Here is a 16341-nt window from a genome sequence, read left to right as displayed (position 1 = left end):
GGCAAACGGAGTTAACGCACAGCCATGCGGATTCCTCTGTCAGGCGCCCGTGGGCACGCGCGTCCCGCGTGAATTCAGCACGCCGATGCTCTCTGCCAGCTTGCCCGTCGCCTCGCCAATCTCGGCGGCCGTATGCGGTTCACCTCTGGCCTTGAGGGCAAGCTGACATCGGATCAGTTCCTCCTCCAAGTCGGACGTGAGCACATGATCCCCTAGGGATGGCAGCAGCCGACGGACCGTGTCTTTCAGAGCCGGCAATCGCTCGGCAGGCACATCATCGATGAGTGTCGCGAGGGTCCGCCAGACCTCCGCGACGACGGTGTTCTGTATGCTCTCCGACGTGACGACACCGATCGAGGCAATCGCGCGAACAGCGTCCTCCACTGCTCTGTCGACGTAGATGATGCGTGACGCGAGACGCTCGGAGATCGGATCCGCGTGGCTCCAGCGTGCGATGATATCGCGTAAACAGTGACAGACGAGGATCGCGGGCTGCGGGTTCTGCTTCGATGTCGATGCTGTGGTCCAGGCGATCGAGTAAAGCTGCTCGATCCCGAAACCCGCATCCTTGTCAGTCGTCCGTCGCGGCTCGATCGTGACGGCTTTGTCGATTGCGGCATCGAGGGCAGCTTGAGCGTCGACCGTCAACGGACGGGCGGCGTGCAGACGGTAAAAGGGATCGTGGAAGGCCAGGTTGGTCCCGATGCGTGCGATGAACTCGATCTCGGCGTCATGATCCAACGCAGATCGCTCGAGGGCCGAGACGTCGATGTCGCAGACCACGCCATAGGTGTCCGTTCGGACGGTCTGCGACCACGACAGGCCATCTCGCGGTGCCCGACGCGTACGCTCAATCAGGCGCCGCTCCTCCGCGCGCGCTTTGATCGTATGATCATGGATCGTGGTGATCACCGAATACGGTCGCATCTGATCAATGGTGCTGTAGATCAGAATGACCACCAAGCACAGAGCAGCCCCGGTCATCACGAGCGAAAGCAAGGCCCCGATGACCGGCTTGTGTCCGGGCGTCGCACTGCCCAGCATCAGCAGGACGAAGATGCTGAGCCCGACGAAGAAGCCGAAGCTAAGCTTGTTCAAGGGGCGCTGGATAAACTGATCGTAGACATGTGTGGACAGCGTGGAGGCAGTTTGCTGAACGGCGATCAGCAAGAGCGAGAAGGTGATCGACGTCACGGTGATCATGCCGGAGGCGATCGTGCTGAGCAGGCTCCCGATGGCAGAGGTGTCGCCCAGGACGTGGGCCAGCCAGGGCAGCGGCTCCGCCCCAGGCTGGTTCCAAAGGAGGTCGTCCAGGAGATAGGTCAGCGCGAAGAGGCTGAGGAACGCGGCCACGACCAGCAGCGGAAGGCCAATGAACTCCCGCAATGACCGACGGATGACCACGAGGATACCATCTCGGGCATGGTGTGCATGGCTCATCGGACGATCACCGAATGGGTCTGAGGTTCGTGCATCGCCCGGGCGCCTCGCTCGACAGGACCGGTGTCCCTCGGAAGTGCCCACTCCCGCCCAGCGGTTGAGCGCGCAGGTGGGAGCGGGGCGATCAGCGCTGCATGTCTTTCGGCAGGTGCTCGATCGGGTTGACTTTGCCGCTACCGGCCCCGCCCTGGAGGGAGCCTCCCTTGATCACATCGGTCGACGACTTGATTGCGCTTGGCGGAGCAACACGACCCGTATGCTGATCGTCCGGAGAGACCGGACTTTCAGTGTGATGGGTCCCGTGGGGCAAAGTGGCCGGTGTCGGTTGGTCGATGCGGCTCTTGACGGATTGCGCCTGCGCGGTACCGCACGCCATCGCGACACATACCCCGAGGACGCCGAACGCCCGCAAGGCGCCTGGCAGACCGTGCCCGTGTCGAACGCGAGGCATCAGATTTCCTTGAATGAACTGTTGACGATCTGCGATGCGCGACGTGCAAGGCAGACATCGCGTCGGTTAGTTCTTTGACGGGCTGATCTCGGAGCCCCACGTGAAACATCCGGTTCCCGTGGAGCTTCACAGATTGCGATCGCGCACCGAGACGAGGTACGGAGTTCCGACCCGGAACAGTCTTCGTGACGGTGCGCGTGTAGAAAAGGGCGCGCGTTACTTCACGCCACTCGGCTGCCCGGTCGGGCCCATGCCATATCCAACGCCGTTTGGCGCCGAGGAAGATGCAGTGCCCGCACCGTTACGCGGCATGCGCGCGCGATGTGCATTCTTGCGGTAACGGCTCATCCGCACCCACGTCGTCGGTGCGCCGGTCATCCGGACGCCGTGATCGGTCTCTCCGGCAGAGGCCGGCGCGGAGACACCAGCAAGAAGGATCAGACCGGCTGCTGCGGTCATCATTTTGATCGCCATAGATCGTATTGCTCCCAGGTCCGCGGAAAAGTCCGCGAGGACTGGCGATCGAACATTTCTACAACGAGCGGGTTCCTGCCGGGTTTGTCAGGTAAAGTCCTACAGGGCCGGCGTTTCTGAGTAGATGGACCCGGGCTGATAGCGTTCCGGGGCCTAGCGCAGCGTCAGCGCATCAAGCCAGCCATGGGCCGCACCGTAGCGGATGATCTCAGCGCGCGTCTTCAAGCCGAGCTTCTCGGCAGCGCGCGCCTTGTAGGTCTCGACCGACTTGATACTGACCTCCATGCGATGCGCGATCTCCTTGTTGCTGAACCCTTGGGCAATCAATCGGAGCGTTGCGGTCTCGCGCGGGCTGAGGGTCTCCCGCCCCTGGCCGCCCCCAACGCTGCTCTTGGCCGAAGGCTGGTCGGCAAGAGCATGGCCCGCAATGGATGGGTCCAGGTACAGGCCGCCAGCCGCGACCGCCCGCAGCGCGCGAAGGAGATCCTCTGCCGCTGAGCGCTTCAGCAGATACCCCCGCGCACCAGCCCGCAAGAGGGGCTGGACGTACGCCGCGTCCTCATGAACCGTGAGAACCAGCACCTGGGTTCCCGGGCATTCAACCGAGATCCGTTCCGTCATGCTAGGCCGTTGAGGCCGGGCATCGAAATGTCGATGACGGCCACATCGGGCTTTGCGGCATGAATGAGCGATAAGGCTTCGCTCCCGCAGGTGGCGTCACCGACGAGCACGATGTCCAGGTCGGCGGCGAGCAATGCTCGGATCCCGGCCAGGACGATTGGGTGGTCGTCAGCCAGAACGACCCGGATGCGGTCCAAGATGCTATTCCTCGGGCGTCAGGTGGGGCGCGGAAGCGGGATGTAAACGAAGAGCGCTGCGCCGGATCCGGGCGAGGATTCGAGCGTGAGCTTGCCGTTGAGGAGGGACAAGCGCTCGCGAATGCCGGACAATCCCAGCCGGGGTTTCGGCCCTGATCCTTCCGGAGATCCGACAGGGCAGGCATCTGTATCGAAACCGACGCCATCGTCCTCGATGATGACCCGTACTTGCTCCGGGCGTCGTTCCACGGACACGCTGACGTCGGAGGCCTGCGCGTGCTTGAGGACATTCGTCAGGGCCTCCTGCACGATCCGGTAGATTGCCGTCTCGATTCGCGTGGGCAGGCGAACGCTGTCACCGATAAATTGCAGGTCTGAGCGGATGCCATGCCGCTCACTCCAATCGCGCAAAAGCGTTCCGAGGGCCTCGCGCAAACCGAGATCGTCCAGGGCGGTCGGCCGGAGATCGACGGCGGCGTGGTGAATGTCGCGACCGATCTCACCGGCGATGGTTTGCAGCCAGTGGAGTTGCTCCAGAGCCTGCGGTGGCGGGGAGGAGCTCTTTAACAGCCCTTCCAAATTCTTCAGGCCAAGCGAGAGGCCCGTGACGGTCTGCCCGACCTGATCGTGAAGCTCCCGCGCGATGCGGCGCTGCTCATCCTCCTGCGCCTCGTTGAGCTTGCGAAGCAATTCCGCGTGATCGGCCTCGGCACGCTTGCGCGGTTCGATGTCGGATATGACCCCGTAGAAGAGGCTGGTCGAGGTGTCTGCATCCAACACAGGCGTACGACCAGTCAAACGGACCCAATTCGGCTCCGATCCCGACCGGTTGACGCGGAACTCCACGTCGAGCGTCGTTCCGTCCGCGAGGCTTCCGCGCAAGGCCTCGGCGAGGCGTTGCCGGTCGTCGACGGAGATCGCACTGAGGGCGTCATGCGCATCGGTTTCGGTCTCGCGCAGGCCCGTCACCCCCGCCTTCCAGCCGAGAAGGTGAGCGGCTCGTGCGGATCCGGTCACGCGTCCCCGCGCCGTGTCCCACCGCAGCGTGCCGAGTTCCGCCGCCTCGGCGGCTACTGCACCCTGCTCCTCGCTCGATCGAAGCGCCAAGGCGAATTGCGCCTGCTCTCCAGAGCGCCGTTGCGCCATGTCCCGGCCCACAAGCCCGACAAGTGCAAGGGCCAGCCCGACGCTGAGCACGCTTCCTCCAGCCAGCACGTAGTACGAACGCGCGACCGGCGCGTCGAGCTTTGCCGCCGGCACGCTGAAATGGACCGACCAACCGCCGGTATCCTTGAGGGTGCGGTACACCACCTCGACGTCGGAGCCTTCCAACGCCGAGCCCATGTAGAATCCCTGCGGAGCGCGTCGGATGGCCGCCAGCAGGGCCGCGTCGGCGGGGTGGCCGAGTTCCTCCGCTTCCGCCCGGGTCCGGGCAATGGTGTTTCCGTCCGCATCGACGATCGTTCCGACCCAACCTTCCGGCGCACAGGCGTTGCGCAGGATCGCGCTGACCGCCTTTGTGGCCAGACCTATGGATAGAACGTAAGGAAAGGCGGCGCCGCGGATGACAGGGACGCGCAGGGCGACGAGACGCTTGCCCGAGATGGGCCCGACCGGACCGATGCCGCCCACGGTGGGGCGTCTCGTCCTCATGACTTCGTCAAAGCTCTTTCGATCGGCTGTCGGGCCGAGTCCATCCGTGAGGGCTCGAAGAAGGTTGACGACTTGAATGCCGTCGGACCCGGAAAGTTCGACGGTCTCCCATAATGGGTGCGCGCGTTTCAAACGCTCCGCTTCGGCGTAGAATATGGTGAAATCCGGCTGATCGAGGCTGGTTGCGGCGGCCTGGACTTCAAGGGCGGCCATCTGCATGGCGATGTCGGCGGCAACCCGCTCGGCCACGCGGGCCGCACTGATAACGGCGGCATGGCGGGTGAGATCACGCTGCTGCTGCGCCATCACCGTGGCGACCCAACCGCTCAGCAGCAGGACCGGGATGGCGGCCGCCAGAGCCAAGGCCACCAGGGTTCGGCCGCTGCCCCGGCCCAAGCGTCGCCGGCCTGTCTTCTCAGCCGGGCCTACGCCCCGGATATTCAGAGGCACGTGTTCGAGGATCCCGTGCACGCGACGCCCCCTCCTTGTCGGTGGAGTTGATCGCGTGGTTCGGTCATTTCCAGTCCGACCATATGCCTCGATAGATCCGTTGGATGTTGCACGTGACGTCTGCAACTCGGACCGTTGTCTAAAAGCTCCAAGGATCGAGAGATAAAGACGGGAACAAGGGGAGTGATCGTACCGTCTCGCCGAGCCCACTGCCCGGCAGAGGCCGCGAGGGACCGCGCCCGCGAGTGGCGCGCCCTCGCGGGTTAAAAATCAGGTATTCTTCTTGTTGTATTTGAACGCGGGAGCGTTCTTCAAAGTATCCTTGTCGGTGTCGACGATCGCCTTGATGGATCCATCGGCCTGATGCAGGAAGATCGTCGCTGGATCGACGAGCACGTATCGTTCGCCCAACCCGAGGAAGCCGCCGACACTCACGACGACACCCGTGACGGTCTTGCCGTTGTCGATCACCAGATCTTCGATTTCGCCGACGTTTTCGTTCTTGTTGTTGTAAAGTGTCTTTCCGACGAGCTTCGAAGACATGATGTCCGCCGGCTTGGCCGTGATGAACCTGATCTTGACCGTGGCAGAGTTGGCCATCGTCAGGCCGCCAGCGCCGTCGGTTGCAGTCGGCATCGCTGTGCCGGCCGGCGGCGCTGCCATCGGTTTCGCCTGCGCGTCGGGATGGGACGTCGATTTATCCTCGGCGAACGCCGGGCCGGCAAGCAACGACCCTGCGAGGAATGCAAGACAAACGATATTCTTCATAGTTGAACCTTGATCTCAATGATGGAATTCGGAGCGGTGTACCGAACGTCGGACTTGCGCCGTTGGGCGACGCAATCGGCGATGGGCGTGACGAACCGTATCGGGGCGTAAAGCACCGTTTGAGGCGCGAGTGATGGGCGAGGCTTTTTAGAAACTTCGTATCGCTCACGGACCAATCTGTGACTCGCAGACCGGGATTGCAGTCAGAGAAGACCGCAGTCCCGTCAGGACAATCCTGACATCCGCTCGGTTCACCGTCTTATGCCGCTTGTCGGAGACGTAGAAACGCATCGCCGACGGTGCGTTGCTGGCCATCGAGCCTTCGCATTCATCTGGTTTGACGAACCAGCGGCGGCCTGAGAGAAAAGATGGTTGGGCGTGTTGAATCGATAAGATCTTAGCACGGGCGTTGCCATAGACGACGAGCAATCCATTGACGGCTCAATCCGGTATGGCAGCATTCATCCTTCGGCGTTGCCCGGTCGTATTGCGCAGCCGAGCAAGGGTATCGGTATCGATGGCCGTAACCCATATTTTGGGCAATGTTGCGCTAACGTCAGTCCGATCTAGGTCCAGGGGAGCTTGATATCAGTCTCTTCCATGTTCCATGAATGATATTATCGATCGTCGATTATTTCTGGCCCATGCCGGCAACAAAGAAAGCCCCGGGCTTGCGCCACAGGGCTTAGGCTTGGGTTCGAGAATGCCGTTCTGACCAGCGGAGGGCTTGGTCGGGGATGAAGACGTCTACGCCAGCGTCAGTTGATCGGGGGATTTGACAGTGGCGTAGACGTCATCGGCTTGAGACCGACGGGCTCGTCTTTAAACGACCACTCCCGGCTTTGCTTGTCAGGTAAAGTCCTCCCTGCAATCCGCTTCGGAACCGCGATGCTATATCGCTGTCGTGCCCCGCGACGAGCCTCTCCGGAATCCGTCCGCGGCAAGGACGCGCTCAAGGGACCCATCGCGCGCTCGCCACATCGCACGCTTGTCAAAGCCTTCAACAACGCGCGCAGTGGACTGGTTCTGAGCGTGTCGAAGGACGTGCTGCGATCGCCTGCCGGGGTGGTCGAGCGAACCTTTGCCTGGGGGACGCGATGCCGAGACAAGCTTTGGGAGCCTGACGCCACCTCGCTCGCAGACCTTCATGAGGCTGCTTGCGTCGGTTTTAGTCTCCGACAAACCGAACGTCTCATGGCAACGTCATCATACGCACGACAGATGCCACGCGATTCGACTGACCGCGGACGAAATTCCCCGATCGGCGGTGGGGTTACTCGACGGTGACGGACTTTGCGAGATTCCGGGGCTGGTCGACGTCTTTACCCATGAACACCGCGGTGTGGTAGGCTACCAGCTGGATCGGCACCGCGTACACGATCGGTGCCACCGTGGCGTCGAGATCCGGCATGGTCACGGTGGCCATGGTGTCGAGCCCGTGCTCGGCCGCGCCCTTGGCGTCGCCGATCAGCACGATGCGCCCGCCGCGCGCCGCGACCTCCTGCATGTTCGAGACCGTCTTCTCGAACACCGCGTCATGGGGCGCTATCACGATCACCGGCACGCTCTCGTCGATCAGGGCGATCGGCCCGTGCTTCAACTCGCCTGCGGCGTAGCCCTCGGCGTGAATGTAGCTGATCTCCTTGAGCTTCAGCGCGCCTTCGAGCGCCATCGGGTAGCTGGTGCCGCGGCCGAGATAGAGCACGTCGCGGGCCTTTGCGACGTCGCGGGCCAGCAGTTCGATCTCGGATTCCCGGGTCAGCGCCTCGGCCATCAGGCCCGGGGCCTTGATCAGCGCGTCGACCAGCCGGCGCTCGCCCTCGGCGTCGAGGGTGCCGCGGGCGCGGCCGGCCGCGATGGCCAGGCACAACAGCACGGTCAACTGGCAGGAGAACGCCTTGGTCGAGGCGACGCCGATTTCGGGGCCGGCGAGCGTCGGCATCACCACGGAGGATTCCCGTGCGATCGTCGAAGTCGGCACGTTCACGACGCAGAGCGTGTGCTGGCCCTGGCTCTTGGCGTAGCGCAGCGAGGCCAGGGTGTCGGCGGTCTCGCCCGATTGCGAGATGACCAGCGTCAGCCCGTCCTTCTCCAAGGGCGCCTCGCGGTAGCGGGCCTCGGAGGCGACGTCGATCTCCACCGGCAGGCGCGCGACCTGCTCGAACCAGTAGCGCGCCACCAGCCCGGCATAGAAGGCCGTGCCGCAGGCGGTGATGTAGACGCGGCTGAGCTTGGCGAAATCGAAGGGCAGCGCCTCGGGCAGCATGACCCGGCCGTTGGCCATGTCGACGTAGTGGGCGAGCGTGCGGCCCACCACCTCGGGCTGCTCGTGGATCTCCTTCGCCATGAAGTGGCGGTACTCGCCCTTGTCGATCCGGTAGGCCTGCGTGGCGATCTTCTGGCGCGGGCGCTCGACGCGGGCGCCCGCCTCGTCGCGGATCTCGGCGCCGTCCCGGGTCAGGATCGCCCAGTCGCCTTCGTCGAGATAGGTGATGGCGTCGGTGAACGGGGCCAGCGCCAGGGCGTCCGAGCCGAGATAGGTCTCGCCCTGGCCGAAGCCGATCGCCAGCGGCGCGCCGTGGCGGGCGCCGATCAGCAGGTTCTCCTCCCCGGAGAAGATGAAGCCCAGCGCGAAGGCGCCGCGCAGCCGCGGCAGGGCGGCGGCCACCGCGTCGACCGGGCTCATCTGCCGATCCATATTGCGGCTGACCAGCTGGGCCACGACCTCGGTGTCGGTCTGGCTCTCGAACACGACGCCATCGGCTTCGAGTTCGGCCTTCAACTCGCGAAAATTCTCGATGATGCCGTTATGGACGACGGCCAAGCGCTTGGTGGCGTGTGGGTGGGCGTTGGTCTCGTTGGGTCGGCCATGCGTCGCCCAGCGGGTGTGGCCGATGCCGATCGTGCCGGTGAGCGGCTCCTGCGCGAGCCGCGCCTCCAGATTGATCAGCTTGCCCGAGGCGCGGCGGCGTGCCAGCTGCCCATGCTCCAGGGTGGCGATGCCGGCGGAATCGTAGCCGCGGTATTCGAGCCGCCGCAGGGCCTCGATCACCTGCCCCGCCACCGCGTCGCGCCCGACGATGCCGACGATGCCGCACATGGACGTGTCTCTCGCTGTAACGCCCGGCCGTTGAGCGCGGGCACGCCGCGCAAGGTCCAGGCCGCCCCGCGCAATGCGGTGCCGAGCGTGCCTTGTACCGGATGGTGACGGCGCAGGGCCACCCCTGACCGCGCTTCGGCGTCCCGGCTTCAGGAACTCTTGCCGCGCCGGGCCTTCTCGGCCAGCAGGGCCGCGCGCTTCTCGGCTGCCCAGCCCGGCTTCACCGTCTGGCGGCCGCGGGCAATCGCCATCGCGCCGTCGGGCACGGCGTCGGTAATCACCGAGCCGGAGGCCACATAGGCGCCCTCCCCGATCGTGACCGGGGCGACCAGCGCCGAGTTCGAACCGATGAAGGCGCCGGCGCCGATATTGGTCCGGTGCTTGAGCACGCCGTCGTAATTGCAGGTGATCGTGCCGGCGCCGATATTGGCCTTCGCGCCGACCTCGGCGTCGCCGAGATAGGTGAGGTGTGCGGCCTTGGCCCCCGGTCCCATCCGGGCGTTCTTGAGCTCGACGAAGTTGCCGAGTTCCGCGCCGGCCTCAAGGACGGCATGGCCACGCAGCCGGACGAAGGGCCCGATGCGCACGCCCGCCTCCAGAACGGTGTCGGTGAGGTGGGCGAAGGCCCGGACCGTGCAGCCGTCGCCGACCCGCACGCCGGGGCCGAACACGACATTCGGCTCCACCACGACATCGCGTCCGAGGATGGTGTCGTGGCTGAGGAACACGGTCTCGGGGGCGACGAGCGTGGCGCCGCCTAGCATGGCGCTGCGGCGCAGCCGGGCCTGGATCGCGGTCTCGGCGACGGCGAGCTGTACCCGGTCGTTGACGCCCTGCGCCTCCGCCTCGTCCACGGGCACGACCGTGACCGAGAGCCCCTCGGCGACGGCGAGCGCCACCGCGTCGGGCAGGTAGTATTCGCCGGCGGCGTTGTCGTTGCCGATGCGCGTGAGCAGCGCCAGCGCATGTTGCCCCGCGAGCGCCATCAGCCCGGCATTGCACAGGGTCACGGCCCGCTCTGCCAGGCTCGCATCCTTCTCCTCGCGGATCGCCAGGACGCGGCTACCCTCGGTGAGCACCCGGCCGTAGCCGGTCGGGGTCGGGCTCTCGAACGCCAGGACCGCCACCGCCGCGCCCTCCGCGAGCGGCGCGCGGAGTCTCAAAAACGTTTCGGCGCTGATCAGCGGCGTATCGCCGAAGGCGATGACCACGTCGTCGTCCGGGCCTTCGAGCACGGCCCGGGCGGCCAGAACCGCGTGGGCGGTCCCGAGCCGCTCGGCCTGCGGGAAAACCTGCGCGCCGGGCGCCTCCCGGGCGATCTCGGCGGCGACGTCCTCACGGCCGGGCTCGGCCACCACGGCGATCCGGCCGGCGCCCGCGGCCTGCACGGCCGCCAGCACATGGCCGAGCATGGTCCGCCCGGCAATCCGGTGGAGCACTTTCGGCAGGTCCGAGCGCATCCGCGTGCCCTTCCCGGCCGCGAGCACGATGGCGGTGAGGCTGCGCGGGGGCGTGGCGGGAGGAGTCATTGCGGGTCCGGGCGTCATGATTCGGCGCGCCCCGGATGGGCCGGACGCCGGCGCGACGCAAGACCGTCCCGGCGGATCTCAGCGCAGGGCCAGCGCCCCGTGATGGGCCGAGCCGTGGGCGTAATGCTCCCGGCGGCGCTCGATCGAGCTCGGGATCCGGAGAGATTCCCGGTACTTGGCTACGGTCCGGCGGGCGATGTCGACGCCCTCGCTGCGCAGCTTCTGCACCAGTGCGTCGTCCGACAGCACGTCGTCCGGCGTCTCGCCATCCACCAACTGCTTGATCCGGTGACGCACGGCTTCCGAGGAATGGGCCGCCATACCGGCCGCGCCGGGGATCGCCGCGGTGAAGAAGTACTTCATCTCCAGGGTGCCGCGGCTGGTGCCGATCGCCTTGTTGGAGGTGACACGGGAGACGGTCGATTCGTGCATGCCGATCGCCTCGGCCACGGTCTTAAGGTTCAGCGGGCGCAAATGCGTGACGCCGTGGACGAAGAATCCATCCTGCTGGCGGACGATCTCGGTGGCGACCTTCAGGATCGTGCGGGCGCGCTGCTCCAGGGAGCGGGTGAGCCAATTGGCGTTCTGCAGCGCCTCCGACAGGAACGCCTTGTCGCCGTCGGCCGAGGCGCCGCGAACGACCCGGGCATAATAGCTCTGGTTGACCAGCACGCGCGGCAGGGCCTCGCCGTTGAGTTCCACCAGCCAGGATCCGTCCGGGGCGGCGCGCACGAACACGTCGGGGATCAGCACCTCGACGCCGCTCGATCCGAAGGCCCGGCCGGGCTTCGGGTCGAGCCGGCGGATCTCGCCCAGCATCTCGACGAGGTCCTCGTCGTCCACGCCGCAGAGGCGGCGCAGGGCGCTGAAATCGCGCTTGGCGACAAGGTCGAGACGCGAGACCAGGGCCTGCATGGCCGGGTCGAACCGGTCGCGCTCGCGCAGCTGGATCGCCAGGCATTCAGCGAGGTCCCGGGCGGCGATGCCGGGCGGGTCGAAGCTCTGCACCAGGGTCAGGACCAGGGCCACAGTGGTGGGCTCGGCGCCGAGGCGCTCGGCCACGCCCTCGACCGTCTCGCGCAGGTAGCCGGCCTCGTCGACCGCATCGATCAGGAATCCGCCGATCAGCCGCTCGGCCGGATCGCGGGTTGCCAGCTCAAGCTGGCCCGCGAGGTGATCGCGGAGGGAAATCTCGGCCGTCAGGGCGGCCTCGAAGTCGGGGGCGTCGGAATCGAAGCTGCCGCCGCTGCTGCCGTACGGCGGGGGCGTCAGCGAAAGCATGTCGCCCGCGGCGGATTCCTGGACCTGCGTCGGGGCGTCGTCCGGAAAGACGTTGTCGAGCCGCGTATCGAATTCGGTCTCGATCTCGCCGCGGCTTGGGTTGAGCTCGGTGGCGAGCCACGAATCAGACTCGGCGCCATCAAAGCCGTCACCGGAGGCCGCCTCGTCGGACGGGCCGCTCGCCTCGGCTGCGTCGGTCGGTGCTGAGCCTTCGGATTCGGCGCGTTCCAGCAGCGGGTTGCGCTCCAGCTCGGCCTCGACATAGGCAGCGAGATCGAGGTGCGACAGTTGCAGGAGTTTGATCGCTTGCAGGAGCTGCGGCGTCATCACCAGGGCCTGGCCCTGACGCACTTCCAGCCGTTGCACCAAACTCATAAGAGGCCCCGATGCCCTTTCAGCGTTATTGACCAGCCGAGCAACGTTGCTTGCGGCATGGTTATTGCATCTCGTGCCCGATCACCTCTAAACCGATCTTATGCGCGCGTCAAAGATCGCCGACGCTGATCGGTGTTGGCAACGGATCGAACGTTGCGCGCGTGGTGCGCAGGCCACAGAGGGCCACCGCTCAGTGTCACGGATAGCGTTTAACGAAGCTGTGCATCCACGCCGCCGCTAACGGTCTGGTGCCGACAGCACGCGATCCCGTGCCGCTTGGATCCCATGCCATTCGGCACGGACGTGAGGACGCGCCACGACCGTCGAGGCATCAATCCTTCGCGAGGAGCCTCTCGTATTCGGCCTCGGCCGGCCCGTAGGCGTCCCCGGCCAGATCCTCGAGTTTGTCGCGATCGATCACGATGATTCGCCCGCGCCGGGCTCGGATCATGCCCGAGCCTTCCAGCACGTGCGTCGCGGTCGTGACACCGGGACGCCGAACGCCGAGCATCATCGCCAGAAATTCGTGCGTCAGGATCAACTCGTCCTTCTGCAGCCGGTCGTGGGTCATCAGGATCCATCGGGCGAGCCGCGCCTCGATGGTGAGATCCGTGTTCGCGTAGACGGTATGTCCCACCTGCACGATCAGGCTCTGGACGTATCGCCCGAGCAGGCTGCGCAGGGTCGGGCTCTGGGCCAATGCCGTCTGCAGGGCCTGCGCAGGAAGCCGCAGGGCCACGAGATCGGATTGGACCAGGGCCGTGTGCGGCGTACGGTCCGTGCCGAGCACGAGCGGCGCGCCGCACATCCCCTCGTATCCGACAACCCCGATTTCGATCCGACCTTCGAGTGTGTCGGCAACCAGCGACACGATGCCTTCCTCGACGAAATGGGCGTGGGCGATCGGCTCGAGCGGCAGGATCAGCAGCTCGCGCAGCGGCACCGAGACGGTCTCGAGCGCCGGCGCGAGGCGGGCGAAGTCATCGGGTGTCATGAGACGGAGCAGCCGATTTCGGACGCCGTCCTGCTTCGGTCGATCCAAGGCTCCGCTCCACAGTCGGGGTTAGGGCGCGGACGGTCTCACAATCATCGGCGCTCAAGCGTGTCAGCTCGCGATCGGATCGAGGTAAACGGCCGCAGCTTGACCACAAGCAAAATTAAGCTGACTTCCAGTCTATGTACGGTTTCAGACGATAACGGGTCCGCATACCGGATCTGTTCCGATCAAACGTTGGAGACAGCATTCGTTCCCATGCGAAACATTCCGCGTCCGCAGCGTAGAACGCCAAACAACTTTCGCGCCTGCGTAGTGATGGCGCACGACGCCTTGACCCACGTTAGCGACAATAATCGTCCGGCGAGGCTAGTATCTCCTTTGCCTCAGGAGCCGGTGTGCCGTGCGCTACTTCACCGATTTCATCGAGGGCGAGGTGCTTTCTCGCGACGAGGAAGGCCTTGAATTCTCCGGCCGGCAGGATGCGTGCCGATCCGCTGCAGAAGCGTTGGTGGAAGTCGCCAACGATACGCTTCGCGTCAAACAGAATGCGCCGTTTGCCTCCGATCCCATCGGTCTCCATTTGGAGGCGCAGGTGCGAAACGAAGCCGGAACGATCGTTTTCCGGGCTCACCTCACCCTTGTCCTGGACTGGCCCGAGAGCGTGGCCGCCCCGAGCTGACCCAGCCGGTCACCAGCCGCAATTGGGGATCGGCGGTTGTGGCTTGGCCAGCGCCGCCTTCTCGATCGCCACCATCGGACCCCAGGCGTATTTCTGCGCGTGTGGGGTGACGTTGGCGAACAGGCAGCCGAGCTGGAAATGGCTGGCGCCTATCTCGCCCGAAAAGCCCATGCAATCCAGGAAGGTCCAGGTCTTCGGGACCGGGGTCATCGAGCGCCAGCGCGGCATTGCCACCGGCGCGCAGACCTTGACCGCTCCGGTGCCGTCATCCGCGTTCAGGGCGCTCTCCGGCGTCTGGGCCCCGGCCGGTGCCGCCAGGAGAGGCAGTGTGGCGAGGACCGCGGAGAGCAGGCCGGGATAGCGCGACGTGGGTGTGTTCATCGGGTCAGTGCATCGTCCGCCACAGGGTCGCGAGGATCGCGAAGCCCATCACGTTGTACAGGATCGCCCAGATCCACACGCCCATCACGGCCCGGCTCGGCTCGCGCGGACTCTGGCGACCGAGGCGCAGTCGGTTCCGATCCTCAGGCGTCGGCCAGATCGCGCCGCGGGGCGCTTTCAGCAGGCGGGTCAGGGCCTCGGGTAGAGTGAGGCCGGGCGGCGGTTCGCCGTTCATGACGGCCTCGGATGCGGCGGGCGGCTCGGCGCCGCCCGGGATGACCTTACTACAGACGGCCGCCCCGGGCCGGCAATGCGACGGAGCGGCCTTTCGGCCTACAGCACCGTCCCCGGCGCCTCGGGATAATACTGATAGGCCCAGGTCTCGGAGAGCAGGCGGTCCCCGTTCTTGAGCTTGAGCCGCATCTCGACCGGATCGGGCCCGTCCGCAAAAACCTTCAGGAAGACCCGCCAGGGGCTCGGCTTACCGTAGGGCGCCCAGGTCGCCCCGACCTCCTCGGCACTGCCGCGCGACAGCGTCAGCACCACCTGAGCCTTCTCTGGATCGAGGCCCGCCAGGGCCGCCCCCTCGAATTCCAGGACGAACTGGCGCACGAGGTTCGCCCGGCCCGGGCGCCTGTCCGGGGCGGACAGCCAGGACGCCTTGGTCGCCCGTGTCGCGACACAGCGGGCGAGATCGGTGGCGACCGGCTCGGTCACCGGCCAGTGCAGGCGATAGGCGAAGCTGCGCTCCGCCCCCGCGGCCGGCGGATCGGCCGGCACCCACATGGCGCCGATATTGTCGTCGGTCTCCTGGTGCGTCGGGATCTCGACGAGCTGCACGCTGCCGGCCCCCCAGTCGCCCTGCGGCTCGACCCAGATATGCGGGCGGTTCTCCTCGAACCCGTCGTCGATATAGGTTTCGAACGACCGGTCCCGCTGGAGCAGGCCGAACCCCTTGGGCGAGCGGTCCGCGAAGGCGCTGACGCTGAGGCGCGGCGGATTGTTGAGCGGACGCCAGATCAGCTCGCCGGCGCCGGTCTGAATCAACAGCCCGTCGGAATCGTGCACCTCCGGCCGCCAGTCGCTGGCGAGGAACCGGCTCATCCCCTCGGAATACCAGAGCATCGAGGTCAGCGGCGCGACGCCGAACCGCTCGACCGCCTTGCGGATGTAGAGCGTGCAGGCGACATCGATCACCACATGCGGCTCCTTGCGGGCGGTGAACCGGTAGGCGCCGGTGAGGCTCTGACCTTCGAGCAGGGCCAGGATCGTGACCGCCCCGTCCGAGGCCGGCGACACGTAGAAGCGGGTGAAGACCGGGAACTCCTCCGTCTTGCCCGGTCCCGGTGCCGTGTCGATGGCGATACCCCGGGCCGAGGCGCCGTATTGCGCCCCGTCGCCGGCGGCGCGGAAATAGGAGGCGCCGAGGAAGGCCAGCCAGTCGCCGTCGGCGCCCGGCTGGTCGGCCGGGACCTTCTGGAAGCGGACGCCGGCAAAGCCGGCGCCGTCGGGCAGGTCCTTGCCGGGATTGCCGGGCGGGTAGGCGAAGAGATCGCGGGAATACAGCACCTCGCGGGCCTGGCCGCCTTCGAGGGCAAAAATCTTCACCGGATGTCGGAAGAAGTTGCCGAGGTGGAAGAAGGTGACTGGGTACGGGCTTTCCGAGAACAGCGCGTGCGCCGGCGGATAACGGATCTCCTGGAGGGGCCCGTAGGTCAAGGCGTCGAGGGTCGGCGAGGCCGGTGCCTCGGGAGGGGGCGCGTAGGGGCGATCGCGCAGGGTGCGGGCCAGCGCCTTCAGCCGTTCGAAATCCATCGGTTCCGGCTGCGCCAGGCGCGGACCGCCGGACGCGGCCCGGGCGGGACGCGCGAGGGGCGAGAGGGCCAACAGGCCCACGGCTGTCAGGGCGCGTCGCGTGATCAAGCTCGAATCTCCGGGAATCGCC

At 66.0% G+C, this 16341-nt stretch carries 12 protein-coding genes and 1 pseudogene; 1 reads left to right on the top strand and 12 read right to left on the bottom strand.

Features of this window, described 5'->3' with window-relative positions; all coding sequences use genetic code 11:
- Positions 1–39 precede the first annotated feature (39 nt).
- The 9 genes and pseudogenes from MKK65_RS08820 to MKK65_RS08780 form a co-directional block, all read right to left on the bottom strand.
- Positions 40–1440 (bottom strand): DUF2254 family protein, encoded by a 1401-nt coding sequence (locus tag MKK65_RS08820; protein WP_243957076.1) that lies wholly within the window; start codon positions 1438–1440, stop codon positions 40–42.
- 667 nt (positions 1441–2107) lie between these two features.
- Entirely contained in the window at positions 2108–2365 is a 258-nt protein-coding gene (locus MKK65_RS08815) for a hypothetical protein (RefSeq protein ID WP_243957075.1), read from the bottom strand.
- Between the two features lie 153 nt (positions 2366–2518).
- A pseudogene (locus tag MKK65_RS08810) lies at positions 2519–3183 on the bottom strand (response regulator transcription factor).
- A gap of 18 nt (positions 3184–3201) precedes the next feature.
- Positions 3202–5307, bottom strand: a complete 2106-nt coding sequence (locus tag MKK65_RS08805) for a PAS domain-containing sensor histidine kinase (protein WP_243957074.1) — start codon at positions 5305–5307, stop codon at positions 3202–3204.
- Between the two features lie 249 nt (positions 5308–5556).
- Positions 5557–6054, bottom strand: coding sequence for a PRC-barrel domain-containing protein (locus MKK65_RS08800; RefSeq protein WP_243957073.1), 498 nt, complete (start codon positions 6052–6054; stop codon positions 5557–5559).
- A 1273-nt stretch (positions 6055–7327) separates the two neighbouring features.
- Positions 7328–9154, bottom strand: coding sequence for a glutamine--fructose-6-phosphate transaminase (isomerizing) (gene glmS / locus MKK65_RS08795; protein WP_243957072.1), 1827 nt, complete (start codon positions 9152–9154; stop codon positions 7328–7330).
- A gap of 149 nt (positions 9155–9303) precedes the next feature.
- On the bottom strand, positions 9304–10683 hold the full coding sequence (gene glmU / locus MKK65_RS08790) for a bifunctional UDP-N-acetylglucosamine diphosphorylase/glucosamine-1-phosphate N-acetyltransferase GlmU (RefSeq protein ID WP_243957071.1): 1380 nt from the start codon (positions 10681–10683) through the stop codon (positions 9304–9306).
- 78 nt (positions 10684–10761) lie between these two features.
- Positions 10762–12339 (bottom strand): RNA polymerase factor sigma-54, encoded by a 1578-nt coding sequence (rpoN, locus tag MKK65_RS08785; protein WP_243957070.1) that lies wholly within the window; start codon positions 12337–12339, stop codon positions 10762–10764.
- A 331-nt stretch (positions 12340–12670) separates the two neighbouring features.
- Positions 12671–13381 carry a Crp/Fnr family transcriptional regulator gene (locus MKK65_RS08780; RefSeq protein ID WP_058191486.1) on the bottom strand — a complete coding sequence of 237 codons (711 nt, stop codon included), beginning with the start codon at positions 13379–13381 and terminating at the stop codon, positions 12671–12673.
- Between the two features lie 355 nt (positions 13382–13736).
- On the opposite strand from MKK65_RS08780, the gene MKK65_RS08775 reads away from it, so the two are divergent.
- Positions 13737–14015, top strand: a complete 279-nt coding sequence (locus tag MKK65_RS08775; protein ID WP_058191485.1) for a DUF6894 family protein — start codon at positions 13737–13739, stop codon at positions 14013–14015.
- A 9-nt stretch (positions 14016–14024) separates the two neighbouring features.
- Here MKK65_RS08775 and MKK65_RS08770 read toward each other — a convergent pair whose 3' ends face one another.
- From MKK65_RS08770 to MKK65_RS08760, 3 genes are all read right to left on the bottom strand, one after another.
- Positions 14025–14396, bottom strand: a complete 372-nt coding sequence (locus MKK65_RS08770) for a hypothetical protein (protein ID WP_243957069.1) — start codon at positions 14394–14396, stop codon at positions 14025–14027.
- A gap of 4 nt (positions 14397–14400) precedes the next feature.
- Complete coding sequence (locus MKK65_RS08765; protein WP_058191483.1) at positions 14401–14631, bottom strand: hypothetical protein; 231 nt, start codon at positions 14629–14631, stop codon at positions 14401–14403.
- A 98-nt stretch (positions 14632–14729) separates the two neighbouring features.
- Positions 14730–16319 carry a glucan biosynthesis protein gene (locus MKK65_RS08760; protein WP_243957067.1) on the bottom strand — a complete coding sequence of 530 codons (1590 nt, stop codon included), beginning with the start codon at positions 16317–16319 and terminating at the stop codon, positions 14730–14732.
- Positions 16320–16341: the final 22 nt, after the last annotated feature.

Source organism: Methylobacterium sp. J-001, from assembly GCF_022829565.1.
Lineage (GTDB): Bacteria > Pseudomonadota > Alphaproteobacteria > Rhizobiales > Beijerinckiaceae > Methylobacterium.
This window is presented reverse-complemented; position numbering and strand designations above follow the sequence as displayed.

Excerpts from the sequence above, each read along its gene's own strand:
- MKK65_RS08820 (WP_243957076.1), bottom strand. The coding sequence starts at position 1,440 with ATGAGCCATGCACACCATGCCCGAGATGGTATCCTCGTGGTCATCCGT.
- MKK65_RS08815 (WP_243957075.1), bottom strand. The coding sequence starts at position 2,365 with ATGGCGATCAAAATGATGACCGCAGCAGCCGGTCTGATCCTTCTTGCT.
- MKK65_RS08800 (WP_243957073.1), bottom strand. The coding sequence starts at position 6,054 with ATGAAGAATATCGTTTGTCTTGCATTCCTCGCAGGGTCGTTGCTTGCC.
- glmS (WP_243957072.1), bottom strand. The coding sequence starts at position 9,154 with ATGTGCGGCATCGTCGGCATCGTCGGGCGCGACGCGGTGGCGGGGCAG.
- glmU (WP_243957071.1), bottom strand. The coding sequence starts at position 10,683 with ATGACTCCTCCCGCCACGCCCCCGCGCAGCCTCACCGCCATCGTGCTC.
- rpoN (WP_243957070.1), bottom strand. The coding sequence starts at position 12,339 with ATGAGTTTGGTGCAACGGCTGGAAGTGCGTCAGGGCCAGGCCCTGGTG.
- MKK65_RS08770 (WP_243957069.1), bottom strand. The coding sequence starts at position 14,396 with ATGAACACACCCACGTCGCGCTATCCCGGCCTGCTCTCCGCGGTCCTC.
- MKK65_RS08765 (WP_058191483.1), bottom strand. The coding sequence starts at position 14,631 with ATGAACGGCGAACCGCCGCCCGGCCTCACTCTACCCGAGGCCCTGACC.